This is a genomic window from Rossellomorea aquimaris, from assembly GCF_001877785.1.
In the GTDB taxonomy this organism is placed as follows: domain Bacteria; phylum Bacillota; class Bacilli; order Bacillales; family Bacillaceae_B; genus Rossellomorea; species Rossellomorea aquimaris_A.
On sequence record NZ_MINN01000085.1, the window covers coordinates 373,367 to 396,165 of the forward strand.

Genomic DNA, 22,799 nt, shown 5'->3' on the forward strand with positions numbered 1-22,799 from the left:
TGTAAGAGGGCAGGAGATATAAGGTGGAGGAACGGCAGAAGAAAAAGGCAGTATTTTTTATCATCTCGTTGGTTTGTTTAAGTATATTTACCTGGGGATTCGTTTCGATCCTGGAAGAGTGGAAGGAGAACGAAATTGCCGGTTTCGACAACGGTGTCTTCGATATCGTCCATTCTTTCATTTCACCAAAGCTGACGACATTGATGACATCCATCACGTTTTTAGGCGGGGTGAAATGGCTGAGCATTTGTACAATCGGGATTGTCATTGTCTTATTATTCATGAAAAAATATCCACTGGCTTTATTTGTTGCCTTGACTGTCGGCCTTGGAGCTGCTTTCAATTGGCTGCTAAAGTGGATATTCAAACGGGACCGGCCTGATATAGAAGCGCTGATTGAGCAGGGAGGGTACAGCTTTCCGAGCGGACATTCAATGGGATCATTCATTTTTTACGGTGCCGCTGCATTTATGCTCTTCCGTGCGTTGGATGAGCGGATCTACAAATGGCTCAGTGTATTTTTCCTATCACTATTGATTTTATCAATCGGATTGAGCAGGGTTTATCTCGGCGTGCATTATCCCAGTGATATCATCGCGGGATTTACAGCAGGGGGGGCCTGGCTGACACTTTGTATGTCCGTTTATATCTATTTCTATAAACGCAGTGATTGGAAGTATATAGACGAATGAAAAGAGGCTGTAACAAAAGTCATTCAATCTAAGTGAAACCCGAACTAATTTGCCTGGGATAAGGCGAATCAGTTCGGGTTTTTTTAGTGCATTTAGGAGTTTAGCTATTCCCAGCGGTTGATTGGAGTGCAAGGCGAAGACTCCTGCGGGAAGAGTAGCTTATGTGAGACCTGTCCAGCTGCAGGGCTTAGAGGCACATGTCATAAGTCAAACCGACCAAGAAGGCAAAGAACGCCTTCTTGGTCGATTCGTCTTATGCCACACGCCTCTGAGCAAAGCCCTTCCGCTTTTCTTCCCGCAGGCTTGCCGAGGAGGCTCACGGGCTACCCGCGGAAAGCGTAGTCTTGCACGGAAATCATTAGCGTTGTTTAGTGTCCACTCTGAAATGTTCGCTTCTAGACCTTGCCTTGAAAGTTTTGTCCCAACCTCTTTCAGTTTCATTGCAGCGATTAATCAAAATAAATTGAAGACATAAGGACCGAACGAAGAGACGTAAAGAAGGATATATACCCCCATGAAATAAAAGACTCCCCCGAACGTCCCCCAGTCAGGATTTCGTCCAAACTTCCAAATAAGAGCGGTCAACAGACTGATGACCGTGACACCTACATATCCGCTCCCGGTAAAGGTCAGGTATTCCGGGGCTGCAAAATAAAAGTATCCGTTCAATGCCTTGCCCATGAATGTAAGGGGCATGATCAAAAAGATCAGGATAGAAGCGTATTCGACCCAGTTTATGCCGTCTTTTTCAAAGATGTTGGGCTTGAACATATATAAAAGGATCAACAGGAACAAAGATGGCAGCACCCAATAGAAGGAGATCAGAATCGTGATGACACTGCTGAAGATCATCATTACAGTGTTATTCACAGCTTCCTTCACACTTCTTTTATTCAATTCGACGCTGGCCGAAATCATTTTCGGGTCTTTGGAAGCACCGAATAATTCATACGTATCCCCGCCGTATTCCAGCCAGGCAATGCTGTTCGAATTTAACTGGAAAGGCAGGTATGAATAATGTTTGGTGGTACCGATTGTTTTTGCATTAAGTTGTGATTTATCTTCGAAGGGAGCCAGGTACACGCGTACAGAGTTTTGATCACTGGCTTTATGACCTTCAGAAGTGAATAACACAACAGGCTTGCCTTCAATGGTAACCAATTTAGCAGAGCGGGGTCCTTGAAGCTTCTCGCCGGAATCTGCGTTTAAGAAAGTGAGGCCTTGTGGTTTGAGTGTTTCTGTTCCGATTTTATCCAATGATCCTTGAAGTTTCACGATCTTATAGCTTAAGACACCCTGTGCCCTTAATTCTTCATTATAAAGTATTTTCAATTCGTCACCCTGCACCCCATAGGTAAGGCCGTCGATGTGGTGATTTGTCGAGATTTTGACCGATGCAAAAGGATTTCCTACTATTCGATCCTTTTCATCCATATACTGTAGAACAGCTGTTGCATCATTTTGATGGACCTGTACAATTGCGCTGCCATTATCCCCTTGATAAACTTCCATTATATCTTTTGGGAAAGTGTGTACCTTATTGAAGGATAAATCAGCCGGATTCAGTGAAAAAAGCTCATTCTTACTCCAATAATATACTCGTTCCTTTCCAGTGCTGATGCCGTCCACTTCTTCCGTGATGACGGTATCTTTGTTGTTTTCAGTTGCAACCAGACGGTCTGATTTCTTCTGGATGAAGAGGGATCCGTCAGTCCAGAAAGGATTTCCCCTTGTGATTTTTGTATTCACTGCAGAATCTTCCAAGAGATTCAGTTGTTCATCGAATTTCAGCCCATGCACATTTCCGTTGTCAGTCAGGAAAAGGGTATCTTTGTTGAAGAATGCCTGCGGGCGTTCTTCAGAAGTGAAGCCAAGCGGTACCGAACGGCTCCAATCAGGCTGAGGCTGTTTCTTTACCTCCAGTAATTGGTGGATAAATAATGCACCAATCAGCAGAAGCATGATCAATAAAGGTACACCGAATGACTTTAGTTTTTCTTTCACCAAAATCCCCCTCAATCTTTCTCTATCTATATTTGTATTTCAATTAAGAATTTTACCACAATTCCTTTTTGTTGACACCAAATATTTCCTTCCAGAAGGTTGATTTAAGCTCTATGATTCGACGTATTTGAAAAAGGTTCATGACTTTATGAAAGCAGGGAGTGGTTCTTATGTTTTCACCGGATAAGATGATGGACTTTCAACTGTTTTCACTCACACACGTAGTGACGCTGCTGCTGTTTTTCCTGTCAGCCGCGGTCTTGATAAAATGGTACGGAAAGAGCAGGAATAGTAAATGGATCGGTATAGTCTTGGTTTGTATATTATGTGCTTCAGAAATCAGTTATCAGATATGGTCGCTCGTCAATGAAAGCTGGACAATTCAGTCAACACTGCCTCTTCATCTATGCAGTATCAGCACGTTTATCGGCATCTATCTTTACTTCAAACGTGACAGCAAATTCTTCTATCTCTTTCTTTATATTGGTTTTATCCCTCCCATTCTTGCACTCCTCACACCCGACAATCCATATTCATTCCCGCACTATCGATATATCAAATATTTCCTTCATCATATGGCCATTCCTCTAATGGTTCTGTTTTTGTTTTATCACGATCGTTATCAGGTAAGGAAATCATCAATCTTTTATGGACTGGGGCTTCTGAACTGTCTGGCCGTCCCCATTTTCATCCTTAACAAGTTCAGCGGATCCAACTATTTCTTCCTGGCAGGCCCTCCTGAAGGAACAACCCCGCTGTTATGGTTCGGGGATGGCGTCGTATATATTATCAATCTGGAAATCGCCGCCGTGATCGTGTTTACGATCAATTATCTATTATTCAGGAGACTGGGAGGGAGACGAGGGAATGAAAGAGATTCATCTCTTATGGTCAGGGAACGAAATCAAGAAAAATAATTTAATATTTTGTGTTGACAAAGCAGTTGATAAGAATTACAATGATATTGAAAATCATTCTCAATGAAAAAACAAGAGTTTCCCCCTCTTTCTTTTATATTGGAGAATGGTTCATGATTACCCCCCTTTAATAAATTGCAAAAAGACAATCCCGGAGTGCGAATCCGGGATTGTCTTTTTTTATTGCAATTCACTGCCCCCTGTCGTAAATTGTAAAAGGATGCGTATGCCGGAATCATAAAGGAGTGAAAAAAGAGTGAATGAAAAAGAAGACAAAAGATTTCATATCGCTCATCGTGAAGCAATAATCGGTATTGTCCTGGCAGTGATAAATTTTCTATGGTGGTACGGCTTTGCGTTTGGACTCGGGGGCGGTCCCGTTTCAGAATATGATTGGATTTTCGGGATGCCCGCATGGTTTTTTTACAGCTGTATAGCAGGTTTTCTGCTTATGGTGGTCTTGGTGATTTTCGTTGTCAGGTATATGCTCACAGATATTCCTTTTGATGATGAAGAGGAGGAATATCATGAATAGTATGGCTTTATTGCCAATGATCTTATTTTTAGTCATTATTTTTATTGTTGGAGTTTATTCTTCAAGAAACATAGGAAAGGCAGATTCCTTCGTTCAGGATTATTTCCTCGGGAGCAGACAGCTTGGCGGTTTCATCCTCGCCATGACCATGATTGCAACGTATGGAAGCGCAAGCAGTTTCATAGGAGGCCCCGGGGCAGCTTACTCATACGGCTTATCCTGGGTCCTTCTTGCGATGTCTCAAGTGGTCACCGGATATTTCGTCCTGCTCGTCCTGGGTAAAAAGTTTGCCATCATGTCACGCAAATATAACGCCGTGACCCTGGTGGATTATTTGCAAGGACGTTATCAAAGTCATTACATAACCATTCTTTCCGCTCTCGCCATCATCATTTTCCTATTCTCTGCGATGATTGCCCAATGGGTAGGGGGAGCAAGATTGATTGAATCGTTGACAGGCCTGTCTTATAAAAGTGCCTTGTTCCTCTTTGCCGTTTCCGTATTGATTTATGTCATCGTCGGAGGTTTCAGGGCTGTGGCTGTAACAGATGCAATACAAGGGATCGTCATGCTAGCAGGAACGATCATCCTGTTGATTGCGACGATCATTGCAGGCGGGGGAATGGAAAACATCATGATTGATCTGAAGGCGGAAAACCCTAACCTGCTGACTCCAAATGGAGCGAATGGCGAGCTGAGTGCAAGATATATATCGTCATTTTGGATCCTGGTCGGAGTCGGGGTTGTCGGTCTGCCGCAAGTGGCTGTCAGGGCGATGAGCTATAAAAATTCCCGCTCCATGCATCGTGCCCTCGTAATCGGGACAATTGTAGTCGGTACCATCATGCTCGGGATGCACCTGATCGGGGTGCTGGCACGGGCGGTGATGCCCGGGGTGGAAGTGGCAGATAAGGTCATGCCGCTGCTTGCGCTGGAAGTCCTTCCGCCGTGGCTTGCAGGCATAGTCCTAGCTGCTCCGATGGCTGCGATCATGTCCACCGTGGACTCGCTGCTCTTGATTGTTTCTTCAGCCATCGTAAAAGATGTGTACATGAATTATATCAATAAGAATGCCGATGAAAAAAAGGTAAAAAGGATGAGTTTGACGGTTACTTCGTTAATCGGGATTGCCGTATTCCTTATGGCATTGAGCCCGCCCGAATTGATCATCTGGCTGAATTTATTCTCATTCGGCGGTCTGGAAGCCGTATTCATCTGGCCGATCGTCCTCGGACTGTACTGGAAGACAGGAAATGCCTATGGAGCACTTGCTTCCATGCTGTCCGGGATGATCTCCTATATCCTGTTCCACAGTTTCCTGCCCGACTACCTGGACATGAACACAGTCGTCATCCCGATCCTGATATCGTTTATCGTCTACGTTACAGTATCACTGTTGACGAAACAAAAACTTATTTAATGTGTATTTCTGGACAGTCTTTCAAAAGGCTGTCCATTTTTTTGGACTTGAAGGGAAGTGAAAAAAGCGGTGTTCCTGAGAATAAAAGGAATTCCAGATAGAAAAGGAGAATTTTAAGGGAGGGGTGAGGAAATGAAACTGACAAAATACAAGAATATCAATGAGTATTACAAAACGGTCTATCCGTTTCTAATGAAAAATGAAGCTGAAAATAATTTGCCGCTTGGACTGTTGAACAGTATAAAATCAGGAAGCAGATACAAAGACCCGCTTCTCGTCAGCGCAGAGGATGAAGATGGCCGCATAAAAGGAGCTTTCATTATGACACCGCCGCATCATATGGTGTCTGTACTTAAAATAAATGACGAGGAATACAGCACCCTTGCAGAAAAGCTGAATACACTGCTCAATGAAGAAGGGATCGAGGTACCCGGGTTTGTTTCTGAAAAAGTTTCTGCAGAAAAACTTACGCAGGCCTGGTGCAATTTAAAAGGATGCGAGCACGAAATCGGCATGGATCAGCGCATTTATAAAATGGATCATGTCAATGAAATCGAACTCCCTGAAGGCAGATTAATACAGCCGGAAGAGGGGCATCTCACACTCCTTTCTGATTGGATCCAGCGTTTCACTGTAGAAACCGGAGTCCGCCCCCTCACCGAAAGTGAGGCACTCGAACGTGCTGAAGATATGATCGTAAATGAAAATTATCTATACTTTTGGGAAGCTGAGGGAAAACCTGTTTCCATGGCAAGGGGCGGAAGATGGACGGACAACGGGATCACCGTAAACTTTGTCTACACACCAAAGCCATACAGGAAAAAAGGATATGCTTCCGCAGTCGTAGCAGGCTTAAGCAGCAAACTGCTGGAGGACTATAAATTCTGTACTCTCTACACAGACCTGGAGAATCCAACTTCCAACAAAATTTACATGGATATCGGATACGTTCCAGTCTGTGATTCATTAATGGTGAATATTAAATAAACTTTGCACTCTATTTGTCTTGTTTTTATAATTAATTCTGGAAATATCCAGCGGTTGATTGGAGTGCAAGACGCAGACTCCTATCAGAAAAGCGGAAGGGCTTTGAAGAGAGGCGTGTGGCATAAGACGAATCGGCCACGAAGGCGTTCTTTGCCTTCTTGGTCGGTTTGGCTTATGACATGTGCCTCTAAGCCCTGCAGCTGGACAATTAGAAAAGCGGAAGTGGGCGTTTTGCTCCTTTGAAAAATGTTCTTAGGCTTTAGAGGCGCTTTTTGCCTCAAAAGCCTAAGGTTAATTTTCAAACGGGAGCAGACCACTGCAGCTGGACAAGAGAGACCCCCGGCTTGAGGAGGCTCACTAACCGCCCGCGGAAAGCGAAGTCTTGCACGGAAATCAAAAAGCGGAAATAAGAATACAAAAAGAATTCTTATTTTATGTTGACATTTTCAAAGAAACAAATTAGTATAATAAACAATAATTCAATGAGCGAACGGCTTCGACGAAGAGGAGTACCTTTTGCAGACACTAAAGAGAGCTGGTGGGTGGTGTGAACCAGTGTGGATGCGTCAGGGAATGGACTTCCGAGCCTCCAAACCGAAATCCTGCGGGAGAGTAGGCTTTGGCGAATGTCTTATCGTTACAAAAGACACGCATTCAAGCCGGCCGGCTTCGATGCGGAAGAGTGGACTGCGGGAAGCAGTCAACAAAGGTGGCACCACGGGTATTCCGTCCTTTTTATAAGGATAGGGATGCCCTTTTTTATTTTCAAAAACTTAATCGTGTAAATCGCAGAATAAGAGTAGTAAGCTTAAGTGATGCTTTACAGAGAGCCCGGGAAAGGTGAGACCCTGGCAGGATAGCTTAAGTTGAATGGACTTATGAGAGATGACTTGAACAATGCAGTAGGGTCATACGGGTTTCCTCCGTTATAAGGATAGAATATCGGGTTTTCATGACCCCGTATTCGAAAAGAAGAGGGAGTAAGTTTCTTACTCCAACCTGAGGTGGCACCGCGGTCAGCATCGTCCTCTATAAGCACAATAATATTGTGCTTATAGGGGACTTTTTTATTTGTCCAGCTTCAGCGCCAAGCCCCTCGAGACGTTCCCTGCCCTCTGAAGTCAAAGACCGACTTCACCGGTCAGCTCAGAAGCGTTCGCCGGAGCTGAACGAGGTGCTTAAACTTTTCTAATTCGAATGGAGGAATGGCAAGTGAATCAGCAAAGAGAAATCAATTATGCAGTGAGGGAATTGAATGGTGACCTATATACGCCGATATCGCTTTTTCAATCATTGAAGGGTTCAAAGAAGTTTCTTCTTGAGAGCTCACTGAAGCATGAACAGTCAGGCAGATATTCCTTCGTCGGCTGTGATCCCTATCTTGAATGTAAAGCGGCCGGAAGCCGGGTGGAGATCTTGAAACACCAAACAGGAGAAAGGGAAGAGAGGGAAGGCGATCCCATTAAAATCATCCAGGATTTGATTCCGCATGTTGAGCAAATGGACCTTGACCTCCCTTTCACCGGGGGAGCGGTCGGATATCTCGGATATGATGTGATCCGCCAATACGAAAACATCGGTCCCGTTCCGCAGGATGAACTGGATATGCCGGATATCCACCTGATGTTTTATGAAAAGGTCATCGTGTTTGATCATGCAGAGCAGAAAATGGTTGTGGTGGTACAGGATGAGGATGAAGAGAAACTTGAAAATAAGCTTGCTCAAGTGGAGAAGGAAATAACGAATGTTCATCTTGATGTCCACGGTGTCGAGCTAAACGGGGTGACATTTGAATCCCAGATTTCAGAAGAGGATTATATCCAGCAAGTGAAAGCAGCGAAGGAACATATCAGGAAGGGAGACATCTTCCAGGTTGTCCTGTCCCAAAGGATGCGTGCCGCATTTAAGGGGGATTCCTTCACTTTTTACCGGCGGCTTCGTCAGTCCAATCCATCTCCCTATATGTTTTATATAGATTTCGGGGATTATGTCGTTCTTGGGGCTTCACCTGAAAGCCTGGTCAAGGTGCAGGGCAGGAAGATTACGACGAATCCGATTGCTGGAACAAGGAGGCGGGGGAAGAACGAAGATGAAGACCTGCGATTGGAGCATGAATTGTCTGCGGATGAAAAAGAGATAGCGGAGCACAGAATGCTGGTCGACCTTGGGAGGAATGACCTGGGGAAAGTGTGCGAGGCGGGATCCATCATGCTCACGAAGTATATGCTGGTCGAGCGTTACAAATACGTGATGCACCTTGTATCTGAAGTGAAAGGAAACTTGAAGGATGGCATCACACCGCTGGAAGCATTGGTAAGCTGCCTGCCCGCGGGGACGGTTAGCGGAGCACCTAAAATAAGGGCTATGCAGATCATCAATGAGCTTGAAGGCAGGAAAAGAGGGGTTTACTCCGGGGCGATCGGCTATCTCGGGATCAACGGAAACCTGGACTTCGCACTGGCCATCAGGACGCTCGTTTTGAAGGATAGCACGGCTTACGTCCAGGCAGGGGCAGGCATTGTTTATGACTCAGACCCCAAAAGTGAATATGAGGAAACGATGAATAAAGCAAAATCTTTATTGGAGGTGGGAAAATGATACTGCTCATCGACAATTACGATTCCTTCACATACAACTTGTATCAGTATTTACTGGAGCTGGGTGAGGATGTCCTGATAAAAAGAAACGATGAAATCACCTTAGAGGGAATACAGGAGTTAAAGCCGGAGGGAATCATTTTATCCCCCGGACCCGGAACACCTGAAGATGCGGGGATCTGCATCGAAATTATCCGGAATCTTCACGCTAGTGCGCCGATTCTCGGAGTCTGCCTCGGTCATCAGGCGATTGCCGCTGCCTTCGGTGCGAAAGTGGTGATCGCAGACAGGATCATGCATGGAAAGACATCACTGATCAGGCATGACGGTGATGGGGTGTTCCAATATCTGTCCCAGCCGCTCACCGTGATGAGGTACCACTCGCTGGTTGTGGAAAAGGAATCCCTCCCCCAGCAGTTCGAGGTCACCGCCACTTCGATGGATGACAACCAGATCATGGCGATCAAGCATAGACGATATCCGCTTTTCGGTGTTCAATTCCATCCGGAATCAATCGGAACCGATACAGGAAAAAAAATACTGAGTAACTTTTTAGATGAGATGAGAAAGGGGAATAACCGTGAAAGAGTTTCTGCAAAAGCTATCTAACGGACATTCTTTAGAAAAAGACGAGATGAGAAGAGCAGCACACCAGCTATTCAATGAGGAAACGACTGAAAGTCAGATCGCTTGTTTCCTGACACTGCTGAAAATGAAAGGTGAATCGGTTGAAGAAATCACCGGGCTTGTCGAAGTGCTGAGGGAAAAAGCCCTGCCGGTCAGAAGCAGCATGGGAGGCGTCCTTGATAATTGCGGGACGGGAGGGGACGGTTCCCACAGCTTCAATATCAGCACGACTAGTGCGTTTGTGCTGGCCGGTGCAGGGATTAAGGTTGCCAAGCATGGAAACAGGAGCATTTCAAGCAGAACCGGAAGTGCCGATGTGCTTGAGCATTTAGGAATATCCCTCGATTTTCGGGCAGATGAGATCAATGATCTGCTATCTCAGTGCAATATTGCGTTTCTTTACGCCCCGCATATTCATTCCGGGCTTAAGAAGATCATGAAGGTCAGAAAAGAACTGAAAATACCGACCATCTTCAATTTGATCGGCCCGCTGACGAACCCTGTGGAGCTGGAGACTCAATTAATCGGAGTGTACAGGAGAGATCGATTGGAGACGATGGCACGGGTGCTCAATGAACTTGGCAGAAAGAGGGCAATCGTATTAAACGGAGCGGACTACATGGATGAAGCTTCCCTTGCAGGTGAGAACCATCTCGTCCTCCTTGAAGATGGAGGGATCACGCCTTTTACACTGACAGCCGGAGAGGTTGGTCTTCCACATTATCCGAACAGCTTGATCAAGGGAGGGGGATCTTCCGAGAATGCCGCCATCCTTCGCGATGTACTGGAAGGTAAGGAAGGGGCCCATCTGGATACAGTGTTATTCAATGCAGGGATTGCGCTTTATGCCCACGGCAGTGTGTCAAGTGTTGCCGAAGGCGTCAAAGCGGCACGGGACAGCATTACCTCAGGTAAAGCGAAAAACGCCCTTCAGACACTCGTCGAGTACAGCCAATCGAAAAGGAAGCAGGTGATTTAGGTGGCTGACATTCTTCAGAGAATAATAGAAAAGAAAGCGGAAGAAATCAAATGCCTTGAAAAATCAGGATATAAACGCTACGAAAACGCGAATATCCGGGGTGTTAACAAGTTATATGATTCATTGCTGGGGGCTGAAAAGCTTGGGGTGATTGCAGAAATTAAGAGGGCTTCGCCTTCGAAGGGGGACATCAGGACAGAGGTGGATCCTCCTGTACAGGCAAAAGAATATGAAAGGGCCGGAGCGGCTGCCATTTCGGTATTGACCGATACTCATTTCTTTAAAGGAAAGATGGAAGACCTGGCAAGGGTAAGGGAGGAAGTATCGATTCCGATCCTCTGCAAAGATTTCATTCTTGATCCCATTCAGATTGACCGCGCAAGGGATGCGGGGGCAAATATCATCCTGCTGATAGTGGCAGCCCTTGAACGCCCTCTTCTTCGGTCGCTTTTCCACTACGCCGAAAATAAGGGGCTCGAAGTTCTCGTGGAAGTTCATGATGAGGAAGAAATGAAGACTGCACTCGATCTCGGTGCAAAAATCATAGGAATCAATAACCGCAACCTTAAGACATTCGAAGTCAGCCTTGATGTGACGGAAAGGCTGGCTGGAATGATTCACAATGAGGAGGTTGTGCTGATCAGCGAAAGCGGGATCCGGCATGTGGAGGATTGCATCCGGGCTGCAAAAGCCGGCGCACATGGCGTACTGGTAGGAGAAACGTTAATGAGAAGTGATGATACGGGCAGAGTGCTGTCTTCCCTGCAGATAAAAAAGGGGGATGGAAGATGACAAAAGTCAAAGTTTGCGGGATCCGGGAACAGGAGGAAGCAAAATGGGCTGCAGACGCAGGCGCCGATGCCGTCGGATTTGTATTTGCCGAAAGTAAACGAAGGGTCACGCTCGAGAAGGCTGCTGCCATAGCAGATTCACTCCCGAAAGATATTTTGAAGATAGGGGTGTTCGTCAATGCATCGACCAGCGAACTTCAACATGCGATGGATGTGGTGAAGCTTGACTATGTCCAGCTGCACGGGGATGAAACACCGGAATTTTGCAGCGGGCTTCATATTCCATTTATAAAAGCAATCTCTATCAGGGAAAAAAGGGATCTCAAATCCCTGGAGAGATACGGCAGCGGACTCCTTTTAGTGGACAGCGGAAAGGGACCATTCAGGGGAGGCAACGGCACCACTTTCGACTGGGAATATCTATCGGACTATGAATCTCATAAAGATCGTCTAATCCTTGCCGGAGGTTTAAGGAAAGAAAATGTCAAGGAAGCAATCAAGAAGACTAAACCTTTTATGGTGGATGTTTCGAGCGGTGTTGAACGGGACGGCAGAAAAGATCGCAAAATGATCAAAGCCTTCATCCAAGAAATAAAATTAATCCAAAAAGAAGAAAGCGGGGAATAATCATGACTTACGCACAACCGGATCAAAAAGGATCATTCGGACAATTTGGCGGCAGATATGTACCTGAAACATTGATGACAGCGGTAAAAGAATTGGAAACGGCTTATGAGGAAGCATCCCGGGATGAAGCGTTCCAAAGGAAAATAAAATATTATTTGAAGGACTATGTCGGCAGGGAAAACCCGCTATATTTTGCAGAAAACTTAACAAGCCGGCTGGGCGGGGCAAAATTGTACCTGAAAAGGGAGGATCTCAATCATACCGGAGCCCATAAAATCAATAACACGATCGGGCAGGCGCTGCTTGCAGAACGGATGGGCAAAAGAAAAATCGTCGCGGAAACAGGCGCTGGGCAGCACGGTGTAGCGACTGCCACCGTCTGTGCATTATTGAACCTTGAGTGTGTGATTTTCATGGGCGAAGAAGACATCAGGCGGCAGAAATTGAACGTATTCCGAATGGAGCTGCTTGGGGCGAAGGTTGTCAGTGTCACGGCCGGAAGCGCAACCCTGAAGGATGCAGTGAATGAAGCCCTGCGTTACTGGGTCGCAAATGTTGAAGATACGCATTATATCATCGGGTCGGTGCTTGGACCCCATCCGTTCCCGAAAATGGTCCGCGATTTTCAAAGTGTGATAGGGAAAGAGACGAAGGAACAATTCTTCATGAAGGAACAAACACTCCCGGATGCCATCGTGGCGTGCATCGGCGGGGGGAGCAACGCAATGGGGATGTTCCATCCATTCATCGATGACAGGGAAGTGGAGTTGTACGGGGTTGAAGCTGCCGGCTCGGGGCTTGATACCAATAAGCACGCTGCCACCTTAACTCTAGGAAATCCCGGGATTTTACATGGCAGCCTGATGTATCTCCTGCAGGATGAAGACGGGCAGATCCAGGAAGCCCATTCCGTATCTGCCGGGCTCGATTATCCCGGTATTGGACCAGAGCACAGCTACCTGAAGGAAATCGACCGCGTGAAGTATACGTCCATTACCGATCAGGAAGCGCTTGAAGCATTCCAGCTTATCTGTCAGACCGAAGGGATCATCCCCGCGCTTGAAAGCTCCCATGCCGTTGCCTATGCTGTGAAATTGGCAAAACAGATGAAACCCGATGAGTCGATCGTCATTTGCCTGTCAGGCAGGGGAGATAAAGATGTCGAGCAGGTAAAAGAGTTGTTAGGAGGACACCAAAATGGGTAAATTATTCTTGGAAAAGGCATTTCAAAAGGAACTGAACAGCGGTAATAAAATATTCATCCCTTATATCATGGCCGGGGATGGCGGTATTGAGAATCTGATAGATTCGTTGAAGCTCCTGGAAGAAGCAGGGGCATCCGCAATTGAACTGGGGATCCCGTTTTCAGATCCGGTCGCTGACGGACCCACCATACAGCAGGCAGGCAAGAGGGCATTGGATAATGGGGTCAACCTTAAACAAGTATTGGATGAATTGACAGTGAGAAGAGAGGAAATCGGAATTCCGCTGGTGTTCATGACTTACATCAACCCTGTTTATAAATACGGGATCCAGCACTTTTTCAGGCGGTGTGAAGAAGCGGGGGTGGATGGAGTGATCATCCCGGATCTCCCTGCGGAGCACAGGGACCTCATTTCCTCACCGGCTGAGGAACATGGCATCGCGGTCATCCAGCTTGCCACCCTTACAAGTCCCGAAGAACGGATCTCCGAGCTTGCAGGATTGTCGGAAGGATTTTTATATGCCGTGACGATCAACGGAACGACCGGTGCAAGAAGTGCAGTCAATGAGAGCATCGGGAAGCATCTACAGTTACTGAAAAAATACAGCAAGGTCCCCGTACTCGCCGGGTTCGGCATCTCAACCCCCGACCATGTGAGGGAGATGACCCGTGACTGCGATGGCGTCATTGTTGGGAGCAGGATCATTGAACTCCTTCAGGAAGGTAATTTCACTGAAATGAAGGGTTTGATGGATGCGGCCAAAATGAGCGGGGTAAAAAGATAGTCATTATTCAGTATTCAGTTAATTTGTGTTGGATTGGTGTTAAAATAATCTAAAGATAAGTTAATAAATGGTAAATGTCCTTTTTTAGCCAGGGAATATCGGTATGATAGAGGTGCAGTACAAATGCATCTTACCAGGAGGCTGAAAAATGAAATCAATGAAGAAATGGTTGGTCATGTTTTTAGTGTCATTATCAGTCATCGGATTTGCAGCAGGATGCAGCAGCGGCAGTGAAGAAGACAATGGGACCGAAGAACAAATGGACGAAGAATCCAATACGGAAGATAGTGCAGAAGATACCAGTGAAGAACAGTAAAAAGCAGCAGCCAGCCCAATAATGGGCTGGCTGTTATTTTTTAATTAGAATCCGGCTCCCCGGGTCAGGTTAAAACGAAAGGGCGTCATTTTGTGCATGTTACTGAAACTGTTAATGAGGGGCGCACTTTCTTATATGAAATCGCAATATTAGTAAAACCCGCCTGTTCTAATTCATTGGAGATTTGCTCGCCGTAGCTCCGTGCCCTGCTGTCCCTTTCTTCATCACCGCGCGGCTGGACAGTTATCACCAGCGTTCCCCCCGGCTTCAACATATGATATAAATGGGATAGGGCTTTTTTTGGGTCAGACCACAGAGGATAGTTGTTCACTGAAAAGATGTGATCATATCGTTCGTCATCCAGCTTGAATGTAGAAATATCCTCGACAATGAGATGAACCTTTCCTTTTTTTATTGCGTCCTTATTCTTTTGACCCGCGGCGTCTTTCATGGTGGAGGAGATATCGACGCCATCAACCGTGCAGCCGGGGTATTTCTGGATGATTTTATGGATGCAGTATCCAGGCCCGTAACCTATTTCAAGAATATGATCCCCCCGCCGGATCGGCATCTTTTTGATGGACCATTTATTGATTTTACGATTGTCTATTTCCATTACCTTGCCTATTATCCATCCCAGGATGCCTTTTGGCTGTTTAAATTGTTTCTGCAGTGAAAAAGTCATAGGATCTCCTCTTTTAAGATTGATAATACAATCATTCCACCATATGTACATATTGAAACATCTTCAGAGGACAGTACATTTTTATATCATGAAACAAGGAGGGAGTACGATGAAAATTACAGTGCTTTCTGATACTCATCTGCCGAAGGGTAAAAGGAAGCTTCCAGACACTCTCATTAAGGATATATTGGAAAGTGAGTTCATCATCCATGCCGGGGATTTTCAGAGTGCAGAGACTTACAAAGAGTTAGCGGACTTCGGGGAGTTATTGGGAGTTTACGGAAATACCGACGACCCGGAAATAAAGGGCTTATTGCCACAAAGCCGGATATGCTTAATCCAGGGGTTGAAGATAGGAATCGTACATGGGGACGGCAAGGGGAAGACAACGGAAAAGAGAGCAAGGGCAGCCTTCAATAAAGATGAAGTCGATATGATCATCTTTGGTCACTCTCATATCCCTTATTTGCGATACCATGACGGGGTGCTGCTGTTCAATCCCGGGTCACCCACTGATAAGCGGAAGATGCCGATGTTTTCACACGGGATGATGGAAATCGACCATGTGGGGAGCTGGTCGATCCAGCACAAGTTTTATTCTTGATGTAAGCAGGCTGAGAAGTTTCATCACATCTCAGCCTGCTTCGCTTACAGCTTATAATGATAATAGTCCTGACTGTAAATCGTCCGAAAACCGCTTGATTCATAAAGTTTCAGAGCATGGCTGTTTTCAGCTGCAACATCCAGGAAGATGTCGTCCGTCCATTTTGATTCTTCAGAAACGACATAAGAAAGTGCTTTCCGCCCAATTCCCCTTCGTTGGTATTTGGGATCGATGGCAAACCCGTAGATGAAGCTTTGCCCCTTGATGCGCTGCACGCGGATTTTTCCGACAGTCTCGCCGTCAGCCTCTATCATCATGCTTTTCTGTCCCTGCTCCGTGAGCATTTGTTTAAGCATGGCTTCCGCATCCGAGCGGCTCTGTCCGAAACAGTCGATATCCAGCGATATGCAAAGCGGGATATCATCTTCAGTCATTCCTCTGGTCATCACACTCTCTGAAAGTGCCAGCGGGCTTCCAGGCTCCCATTTCATTTCATATTCAGTGAAGTCATAATCAGCATCAATGGATTTAACAAATGTTTTTCCCGAAACAGAGGTGCCCGGTATATTGATAAGCAGAGACCCTGCATTGCGGTATTTTAAAGAGATCAGGGCTTTTTTAAGTAAGTCTTTAAAAATCCCCATTCCTCTATGTCCGGGATGGACCATGCCGCATAATTCATATTGATCCCCGAAACCGTAAAGTGCCAGAAATCCAATCAGATTTTCTCCTGAATAAAGAAAATAGTCATCATTTTCACCTGTGCGGTGTTCAAGCATATCCCAGTTTAATTTAAGTGTTATCCCTTCATGTTCTTCACAGATATTCTGTAGTGCCACTATTTCCTTCAGTTGATTTTGATTCAGCATAATACTCTCCTGTTTAAAAGATAGAATTTTCTTACTAATTTTATGTGATTCTGTTTGGTTACGCAACTGGAGTGATGGTGATTGGCACGAAAATAAATAACCTAATGGCGAACCTTTTAGTTGAAAGGCCGTTCAATGATGCTTAAAGCATTGAAGAATATTTTTTTCTGTTGTGGAGTGGGGCTCATCAAACGGCGCTGGGTATGTACACGAGTTATTGGTCCGATTTTCAATTTTATGCTCGAAAACCTCTTGCTTTTGCTCGAGCCTGGTTGTTTTGTGCTCGAAATCAGGTTATTTGTGCTTGAAAACTCAGCTTTTCTGCTCGAACTGTCGAATCCCCATAGCGATGACTGACACTGCTGACTTCAAGCGTTTTATTCGAAGGAATATTTCAGCCTGGCAGGGGTATTCAATCATTTTATAAGCGGTCACCTCTTACTTAATTTCGAAATTTTTAATATAAGTGCGATATTCCTCAGTTGATGGTGCGAACTACCGATTTTCCAACAATTTCCAACACCCTTAAACATCTTTAAATGTGCACTCGTATTTAGAAATCATGCTTCTCTTCAATAAAAGACCGCAGCTAATTTGAATGCCAAAATTAGCTGTGGTCTATCTAAAAACAATATACTTTTGTACATCAACGATTGAATTATTCTTTCGTCTGAATCCGCTGAATCACTTCATGCAGTTCATCCGGTTTTAAAAATTCGAGAGGGGAAAATCCTTTTTCGAACATCACCGATTCGCTTTCGATCATCAGAATATACCGGCCGTTGACTTTTGCCAGGTGGATGCTGTCTCCGAAGTCAGAGAGGAGGGCTTTCACCGATACATGGTCAAGCTTCACTTTCAGCTCCACATCGGGCGACTGCTCGACGATCTGGGAGGCAGCTTCCACTACTTGATCGGTGGAAAAGCGTTCTTGCAGTTCCCGTTTCGGACTGATCGCCCATTCTTCCATCGCCTGCTCGAATTCTACCCGTTCATCACTTTCTTCATTATATGTTTCTTCAATATGTTCTTTGACCATGCCGTAAACCTGGGATTTGACGATCTCAGGCATTGATTTCTCGAATTCCACCCATTTCAGGAAATCTTCAAAGTAACGCGAATGGGAAGACTGGTGAATCTTTAGTTCGGCGGCATCCATCATCCCTTCTTCCGGCATGAAAGGATATTGGACCGATTTCATATTTTTAGTGGTGATGGCCATTTCGACGTTATGTATCAGTGTTGATGCATCGGTGATCCTGGCAACCTTTGGTTCGAAGTCGCACTTCATTATGAATACAAACGGGTCATCGAAAAATTTGGTGAGTTTGGCGGTGGCGATTACAAGTGCCCCGCCCCTGACCGCGCTGGTTTCGATATACATTTGAGCCAGCTGGTCACAGGCTTCCCTGAATGTCTCTTTGTCCTCTGCGAACCTTGTTTTATGAAATAAATTGTAATTAGGGTTGGATGTTAACTCATGTCCGGGTTCAACAATGAATCTGCCAATTTTCGTAGGGGCTGAGTCAGACTTGGCGTGACGGTCAACCTTTCTTTTCACGATCTTTGTCAACTCACCATCCAGGAATGTTTTCAGGTCGCTTTCTTCGTATTGCTCTGATGACAGGGTTTGAAAGTGTTTGACATGTTTTTCTGCTTCTTCGCCTTTGCCGTCGACTTGGATTAAGTAAAAAGATAAATTTTGAATCATGAACTCCATTTTTGAACTCCATTTCCTTTTGAGGATGTTTTTCTCATTAAAGAATTCCTCTGTTTTTTCAGTATAAGTAAGCATATATCGTTCGTCAATTCAGTAATGAAATTTACTATTTAAGGGATACTAGAGGGAACGAATGTTGTCCTGATGAGGGAACTGACTTATTAAAAAACGAAGCAATATTTATTTGGAAGGAAGAAGGTGAAAGATATGGGACAGCAATCAGTATGGGAGTTGGTTAAGAAGGGCAATAAGTCCTCCTTGTATGCCATGATCGGCAATACGGTACTCGCAATCGCAAAAGGCGGGGCTTATCTTGTCAGCGGAAGCGGTGCGATGTTTGCATCTTCCATGCATTCACTTGCTGATTCAGTCAATCAGGGATTTGTGTTTATTGGCAGTGTCCTGTCTGAAAAGGAACCGACAAAGAAATTCCCGACAGGTTTCGGAAGAGTTATTAACTTGTTTTGTATGATCGCGGTCATTGTGGTTTCAATCATGGCATACGAAACGATTAAAGAGGGCTTCCATTTGATCAGTCATCCGGCAAAAGTGAAAGGGATCCTGCTCAATGTATCCATTTTACTGCTGAATATCATCATCGACGGAGCGATTTTAGTAAAAGTCATGAAAGAAATCGGGGAAGAATCCAGGAATATCAGGAAAGGATTCGGAGTCATACCAGGAGCGTTCAAGAATGTAAAAAAAGCGTCCCCTCCTACACGGCTCGTCTTTTATGAAGATTTGGTGGCTGTGAGCGGGGCTGTATTTGCCCTCGTTGCGGTTATTGTCTCTTATTATACCTCCTTTTTATTATTGGATGGAATCGTCACCATCATCATTGGGTGTCTGATGGTATTTGTTGCTTTCAGGGTGGGCTATGACAATATGGTCGGTTTGATCGGAGTGGCAGCCCCTAAAGACGTAGAGGATAAAGTGGGTCAAATGATCCTTGCTCATGAACAGGTAGTGGATATATACAAAATGAGAATCATCCAGGAAGGCAGATATTATCATGTTGAAGCGTATCTTGAGCTTGAAAGGGGTCTTCAGTTATCGCAGGCTGACGACATTAAATTTGTGATACAGGATCAGTTAACCTCTGACCCGGATATATCGGATGCAACTCTTGGCATCCTTGAGGACGACGGTATCAGGAAGTGGGAGAACAGTAATCCTGATTGAATTCCTGACGCAGGGTGAAAAGCGATAAGGGCTCATTTAAAATCGTTTGCAGTTTCGTATCATTTGGTCCGCCTCAAGATTCATATTATAATGAGAGAATAGTGAATTGGGGGTGGAGGAATGGACGCAGATCAAATCATGCATTCAATCAAGGGCCGTACTCCGAAAATCCTCGGGAGTGAAGAGTACAGTGAGTTTGCCATCTTTGTGCCCTTGATAAAAGTGGATGGGGAAACACATATTTTGTTTGAAGTCAGGTCATATAATATGCGCAGGCAGCCAGGGGAAATCTGCTTTCCAGGAGGCAGGGTCGATCGGGCCGACAGAGATGCAGAGAGTGCTGCCATAAGGGAAACTTCAGAAGAATTGGGTATTGATCAACAATCGATTTCCGGTATTCAGCCGCTGGACTATCTTGTTTCCCCCTTTGGTACAATCATCTATCCTTTTGCTGGAATACTGAATGCAGATGTAGAGGATTTGGACCCGAACAAGGCGGAAGTGGAACAAATCTTTACCTCTCCATTGAGTGAACTGCAAAAAAAGGAGCCTGAATTATATAATATTGAATTCCGGATGGAGCCTGAAAAGGGGTTCCCCTATAAGAGCATCCCGGGCGGAGAAAATTATGACTTTCAGGCAAGAAAAATGAAGGAACATTTTTATTATTATGAGGACAAAGTCATTTGGGGACTGACGGCAAGGATTCTTCATCACTTTATTAAGCTCATATCAGATAATAAATAATTTTCAACACTTTATTACCAAATTGGACATACTTATTCCAAATATACTTTCTTACGGCAAGAGTTTTGTCTGAGAAAGTATTTTTCCATGTGTTCTTGTCGGCATTTGTTTGGTTTGCATCCGTTTAAAAAGAGGTAAATAATAAACAAATAAATGTATGACTGGAGGTAATAATATGATCATTCGTGCCAAATCATGGAGAATGCTCAGTGTTCAGGAAAAAATGTTTATTTTGAAGGCGGTTTGCAATAAAGCCAACCAGCCCCGGAAAGTCGCGGTGAAATAACATTCTATTCTACTGCGGACTAATCCAGCCGGAGAGAATTTTACTGACTTACCATACATGAATCTGCATCCGATGGAATTCTCTCTTCCTCATTGATTCCCCAAAACGACCACTCCTTTTTCACATGCCCCAAGATATATGAAGTTACATATGCGATCTTATGATAGAATAAATCAAAAGAAACAACCCCCGTCCCTACGGGTAAGGTATGAAGCAATATACAATATGCAGGAGGAAAGTGAACATTGAAAAAATACATACTAGTCTTTACGATCTTGTTGATCATTTTATCAGGATGTAACCGTAATGCAGCTGAGATGATTACGGACGGTGAAGTCATCATCGACGAAGAAGAACGCACCGTCACGTTCAAAGGGGTGCTCACCGATCGTAATCTTGATGCAGACACTTCATTTCAGGCACGCTTTTTCCTTCAAGGGAGCACAATCAGGAATGCTCTTGGCAAGGATCTGATTTATACAGATAAGGAATTGAAAAGTGATTCGGATTTAAAGAAATCTGAAGAGTATGAGGTGGAGACGACCATCGAATTGAAGCAGCCTGACAAAATCGATGAGTTGATAAAAGCGATAAAGGATAAAGAAGAAAAAGTGGTCACGATCGAAGTGATTAACGATAACGGACGTTTGGATGATAAAGTGATACATAAAGTGGAAACGAAGTAGAGGCTGAAACAAAAGTGATATAGTCTAAGTGAAACCCGAAATAATTTGCATGGGAAGAGGCGAATTATTTCGGGTTTTTATTTGTTCGAGATGTATTTAAGATTTTGCGCTTTTCATCGTTTGATTGGAGTGCAAGTCGAAGACTCCTGCGGGAAGAGTAGCTTATTAGAAAAGCGGAAGGGCTTTGAAGAGAGGCGTGTGGCATAAGACGAATCGGCCGTGAAGGCGTTCATTGCCTTCTTGGTCGTTTTGTCTTATGACAGGTGCCTCTAAGCCCTGCAGCTGGAAAAGTCAGACTTGTCCAGCTGCGGAGATCGAAGTCTTGCACGGAAATCTTTAGCGTTGTTTAGTTTCCACTCTAAAATGTTCGCCTTTAAACCCTGGCTTGATAGTTTTGTCCCAACCACTATTTTCAATAAGAGGATAGGAATTTTACAGAAAGAACCTTTTGTTTCCCAATCGAGGAAGGAATTGAACACTTTTTATCTAATATTTAGAAGTGGGATAAGAAAGGGGATATAGATATGGACGATACTATCTTTTTGATCAAGGAAAAAAAGGGTCTTAAAAAGGACTTTGGACTGCTCGCATCCATGATGGATTATGCGAGACTGACTACGATCCAGGAGGTTGAAAGCCTTACTGTGGAAGAATTGGATTACAGGGTAAACGAAGATGCGAATTCAATCGGGATGCTCCTGGCTCATTTTGATGCGGTGGAAAAAATTTATCAGGCGCTTACCTTTGAAAATTTAAGTGATGAAGAGGTCGACCGGTACGCTGATTCGCTGGAACCTGCACTGAGCCTTGGTAAAGCCGCCGAAGTAATCAAAGGGAAGGAAGCCGGTGAGTATCTCGGGCAATTAAGCGAGACCCGGGACAGAACCTACAACAAGTTCAGGGATCTGCCGGAAAACTGGCTGTATGAAGAAAGTGATTGGTGGTATGGCAAGAAGGGAAACAATTTTTTTAAATGGTTTCATGTGTTCGAGGACGAAATCAATCACCGCGGACAAATACGGATGATCAAAAAAATCTTCACAAAAGAGAAGGAAATGGTTGAATAAATTTATCCGTTCCTTGAGTTTTGGTTGACAGTCTGTTATAATATATATAATTATTTTTGTTCGGTTAATCATGTTCGGGCAGAAGAACATTCGTCTTGAAACTTAATCGAAGCAAGAATAGTAATATTTTTATGTGCATCTGCACTGGGAGGTACTTGTTTTATGCTACAAGGTAAAGTTAAATGGTTCAACGCAGAAAAAGGTTTCGGTTTCATCGAAGTTGAAGGTCAAGACGATGTATTTGTTCACTTCTCTGCTATTCAAGGTGAAGGCTACAAATCACTTGAAGAAGGACAAGACGTTACATTTGAAATCGTTGAAGGTGCTCGTGGACCACAAGCAGCCAACGTTCAAAAGTAATTAAATAGTAAAACTACAAACAGAGTACGTTTAGGTACTCTGTTTTTTTGATGAATACATTTAGAGGTTTACATAATTTTATTATTTGATACTTACTGGCATTAATATATAT

At 44.5% G+C, this 22,799-nt stretch carries 23 protein-coding genes and 2 other annotated features; of the genes, 19 read left to right on the forward strand and 4 right to left on the reverse strand.

The window, feature by feature from the left end; all coding sequences use genetic code 11:
• Window positions 1-23: 23 nt before the first annotated feature.
• Window positions 24-692, forward strand: coding sequence for a phosphatase PAP2 family protein (locus BHE18_RS11855; RefSeq protein ID WP_071618762.1), 669 nt, complete (start codon window positions 24-26; stop codon window positions 690-692).
• 453 nt (window positions 693-1,145) lie between these two features.
• Here BHE18_RS11855 and BHE18_RS11860 read toward each other — a convergent pair whose 3' ends face one another.
• Window positions 1,146-2,696 carry a hypothetical protein gene (locus tag BHE18_RS11860; RefSeq protein WP_071618763.1) on the reverse strand — a complete coding sequence of 517 codons (1,551 nt, stop codon included), beginning with the start codon at window positions 2,694-2,696 and terminating at the stop codon, window positions 1,146-1,148.
• Between the two features lie 170 nt (window positions 2,697-2,866).
• Here BHE18_RS11860 and BHE18_RS11865 point away from each other — a divergent pair, with 170 nt between their 5' ends.
• The 12 genes from BHE18_RS11865 to BHE18_RS23230 all read left to right on the forward strand — a co-directional run bounded on the left by BHE18_RS11865 (window position 2,867) and on the right by BHE18_RS23230 (window position 14,481).
• Entirely contained in the window at window positions 2,867-3,613 is a 747-nt protein-coding gene (locus BHE18_RS11865; RefSeq protein ID WP_071618764.1) for a YwaF family protein, read from the forward strand.
• A gap of 256 nt (window positions 3,614-3,869) precedes the next feature.
• On the forward strand, window positions 3,870-4,148 hold the full coding sequence (locus BHE18_RS11870) for a YhdT family protein (protein ID WP_071618765.1): 279 nt from the start codon (window positions 3,870-3,872) through the stop codon (window positions 4,146-4,148).
• A complete protein-coding gene (panF, locus tag BHE18_RS11875; RefSeq protein WP_071618766.1) occupies window positions 4,141-5,568 on the forward strand; it encodes a sodium/pantothenate symporter in 1,428 nt (475 codons plus the stop codon). The genes BHE18_RS11870 and panF overlap by 8 nt, the downstream gene beginning before the upstream one ends.
• A gap of 132 nt (window positions 5,569-5,700) precedes the next feature.
• On the forward strand, window positions 5,701-6,555 hold the full coding sequence (locus tag BHE18_RS11880) for a GNAT family N-acetyltransferase (protein ID WP_071618767.1): 855 nt from the start codon (window positions 5,701-5,703) through the stop codon (window positions 6,553-6,555).
• Between the two features lie 487 nt (window positions 6,556-7,042).
• Window positions 7,043-7,292 (forward strand) — a binding site (T-box leader).
• A gap of 43 nt (window positions 7,293-7,335) precedes the next feature.
• Window positions 7,336-7,588: a binding site (T-box leader), on the forward strand.
• Window positions 7,589-7,752: 164 nt separating this feature from the next.
• A complete protein-coding gene (trpE, locus tag BHE18_RS11890; RefSeq protein WP_071618769.1) occupies window positions 7,753-9,153 on the forward strand; it encodes an anthranilate synthase component I in 1,401 nt (466 codons plus the stop codon).
• Entirely contained in the window at window positions 9,150-9,761 is a 612-nt protein-coding gene (locus BHE18_RS11895; RefSeq protein WP_071618770.1) for an anthranilate synthase component II, read from the forward strand. The genes trpE and BHE18_RS11895 overlap by 4 nt, the downstream gene beginning before the upstream one ends.
• The gene (trpD, locus tag BHE18_RS11900) at window positions 9,733-10,758 is read left to right on the forward strand and encodes an anthranilate phosphoribosyltransferase (RefSeq protein ID WP_071618771.1); all 1,026 of its coding nucleotides are present in this window, start codon (window positions 9,733-9,735) and stop codon (window positions 10,756-10,758) included. Before BHE18_RS11895 ends, trpD begins: the two co-directional genes overlap by 29 nt.
• The gene (gene trpC, locus BHE18_RS11905) at window positions 10,759-11,550 is read left to right on the forward strand and encodes an indole-3-glycerol phosphate synthase TrpC (RefSeq protein WP_071618772.1); all 792 of its coding nucleotides are present in this window, start codon (window positions 10,759-10,761) and stop codon (window positions 11,548-11,550) included. It abuts the gene before it with no gap.
• A complete protein-coding gene (locus BHE18_RS11910; protein WP_071618773.1) occupies window positions 11,547-12,176 on the forward strand; it encodes a phosphoribosylanthranilate isomerase in 630 nt (209 codons plus the stop codon). Before trpC ends, BHE18_RS11910 begins: the two co-directional genes overlap by 4 nt.
• A gap of 2 nt (window positions 12,177-12,178) precedes the next feature.
• Complete coding sequence (trpB, locus tag BHE18_RS11915) at window positions 12,179-13,381, forward strand: tryptophan synthase subunit beta (protein WP_071618774.1); 1,203 nt, start codon at window positions 12,179-12,181, stop codon at window positions 13,379-13,381.
• Complete coding sequence (gene trpA / locus BHE18_RS11920; RefSeq protein ID WP_071618775.1) at window positions 13,374-14,165, forward strand: tryptophan synthase subunit alpha; 792 nt, start codon at window positions 13,374-13,376, stop codon at window positions 14,163-14,165. The genes trpB and trpA overlap by 8 nt, the downstream gene beginning before the upstream one ends.
• A gap of 148 nt (window positions 14,166-14,313) precedes the next feature.
• The gene (locus tag BHE18_RS23230; RefSeq protein ID WP_171910701.1) at window positions 14,314-14,481 is read left to right on the forward strand and encodes a hypothetical protein; all 168 of its coding nucleotides are present in this window, start codon (window positions 14,314-14,316) and stop codon (window positions 14,479-14,481) included.
• An 85-nt stretch (window positions 14,482-14,566) separates the two neighbouring features.
• Here the strand turns inward: BHE18_RS23230 and BHE18_RS11925 are convergent, their stop codons facing one another.
• Window positions 14,567-15,166, reverse strand: a complete 600-nt coding sequence (locus BHE18_RS11925) for a class I SAM-dependent DNA methyltransferase (RefSeq protein ID WP_071618776.1) — start codon at window positions 15,164-15,166, stop codon at window positions 14,567-14,569.
• A 109-nt stretch (window positions 15,167-15,275) separates the two neighbouring features.
• On the opposite strand from BHE18_RS11925, the gene BHE18_RS11930 reads away from it, so the two are divergent.
• A complete protein-coding gene (locus tag BHE18_RS11930; protein WP_071618777.1) occupies window positions 15,276-15,770 on the forward strand; it encodes a metallophosphoesterase family protein in 495 nt (164 codons plus the stop codon).
• 44 nt (window positions 15,771-15,814) lie between these two features.
• Here the strand turns inward: BHE18_RS11930 and BHE18_RS11935 are convergent, their stop codons facing one another.
• Window positions 15,815-16,639: a GNAT family N-acetyltransferase gene (locus tag BHE18_RS11935; protein WP_071618778.1), complete on the reverse strand. Its 825-nt coding sequence runs from the start codon at window positions 16,637-16,639 to the stop codon at window positions 15,815-15,817.
• A gap of 658 nt (window positions 16,640-17,297) precedes the next feature.
• Window positions 17,298-18,359, reverse strand: coding sequence for a DUF3900 domain-containing protein (locus BHE18_RS11940; RefSeq protein ID WP_071618892.1), 1,062 nt, complete (start codon window positions 18,357-18,359; stop codon window positions 17,298-17,300).
• Window positions 18,360-18,566: 207 nt separating this feature from the next.
• Between BHE18_RS11940 and BHE18_RS11945 the strand changes: the two genes are divergently transcribed.
• The 5 genes from BHE18_RS11945 to cspD all read left to right on the forward strand — a co-directional run bounded on the left by BHE18_RS11945 (window position 18,567) and on the right by cspD (window position 22,687).
• Window positions 18,567-19,541 carry a cation diffusion facilitator family transporter gene (locus BHE18_RS11945; protein ID WP_071618779.1) on the forward strand — a complete coding sequence of 325 codons (975 nt, stop codon included), beginning with the start codon at window positions 18,567-18,569 and terminating at the stop codon, window positions 19,539-19,541.
• 120 nt (window positions 19,542-19,661) lie between these two features.
• Window positions 19,662-20,288 (forward strand): NUDIX hydrolase, encoded by a 627-nt coding sequence (locus BHE18_RS11950; protein ID WP_071618780.1) that lies wholly within the window; start codon window positions 19,662-19,664, stop codon window positions 20,286-20,288.
• Between the two features lie 531 nt (window positions 20,289-20,819).
• Window positions 20,820-21,260, forward strand: a complete 441-nt coding sequence (locus BHE18_RS11955) for a membrane lipoprotein lipid attachment site-containing protein (protein ID WP_071618781.1) — start codon at window positions 20,820-20,822, stop codon at window positions 21,258-21,260.
• A gap of 524 nt (window positions 21,261-21,784) precedes the next feature.
• The gene (locus tag BHE18_RS11960; protein WP_071618782.1) at window positions 21,785-22,327 is read left to right on the forward strand and encodes a DinB family protein; all 543 of its coding nucleotides are present in this window, start codon (window positions 21,785-21,787) and stop codon (window positions 22,325-22,327) included.
• A 162-nt stretch (window positions 22,328-22,489) separates the two neighbouring features.
• A complete protein-coding gene (gene cspD, locus BHE18_RS11965; protein ID WP_032088076.1) occupies window positions 22,490-22,687 on the forward strand; it encodes a cold-shock protein CspD in 198 nt (65 codons plus the stop codon).
• The last annotated feature ends 112 nt before the right edge of the window (window positions 22,688-22,799 follow it).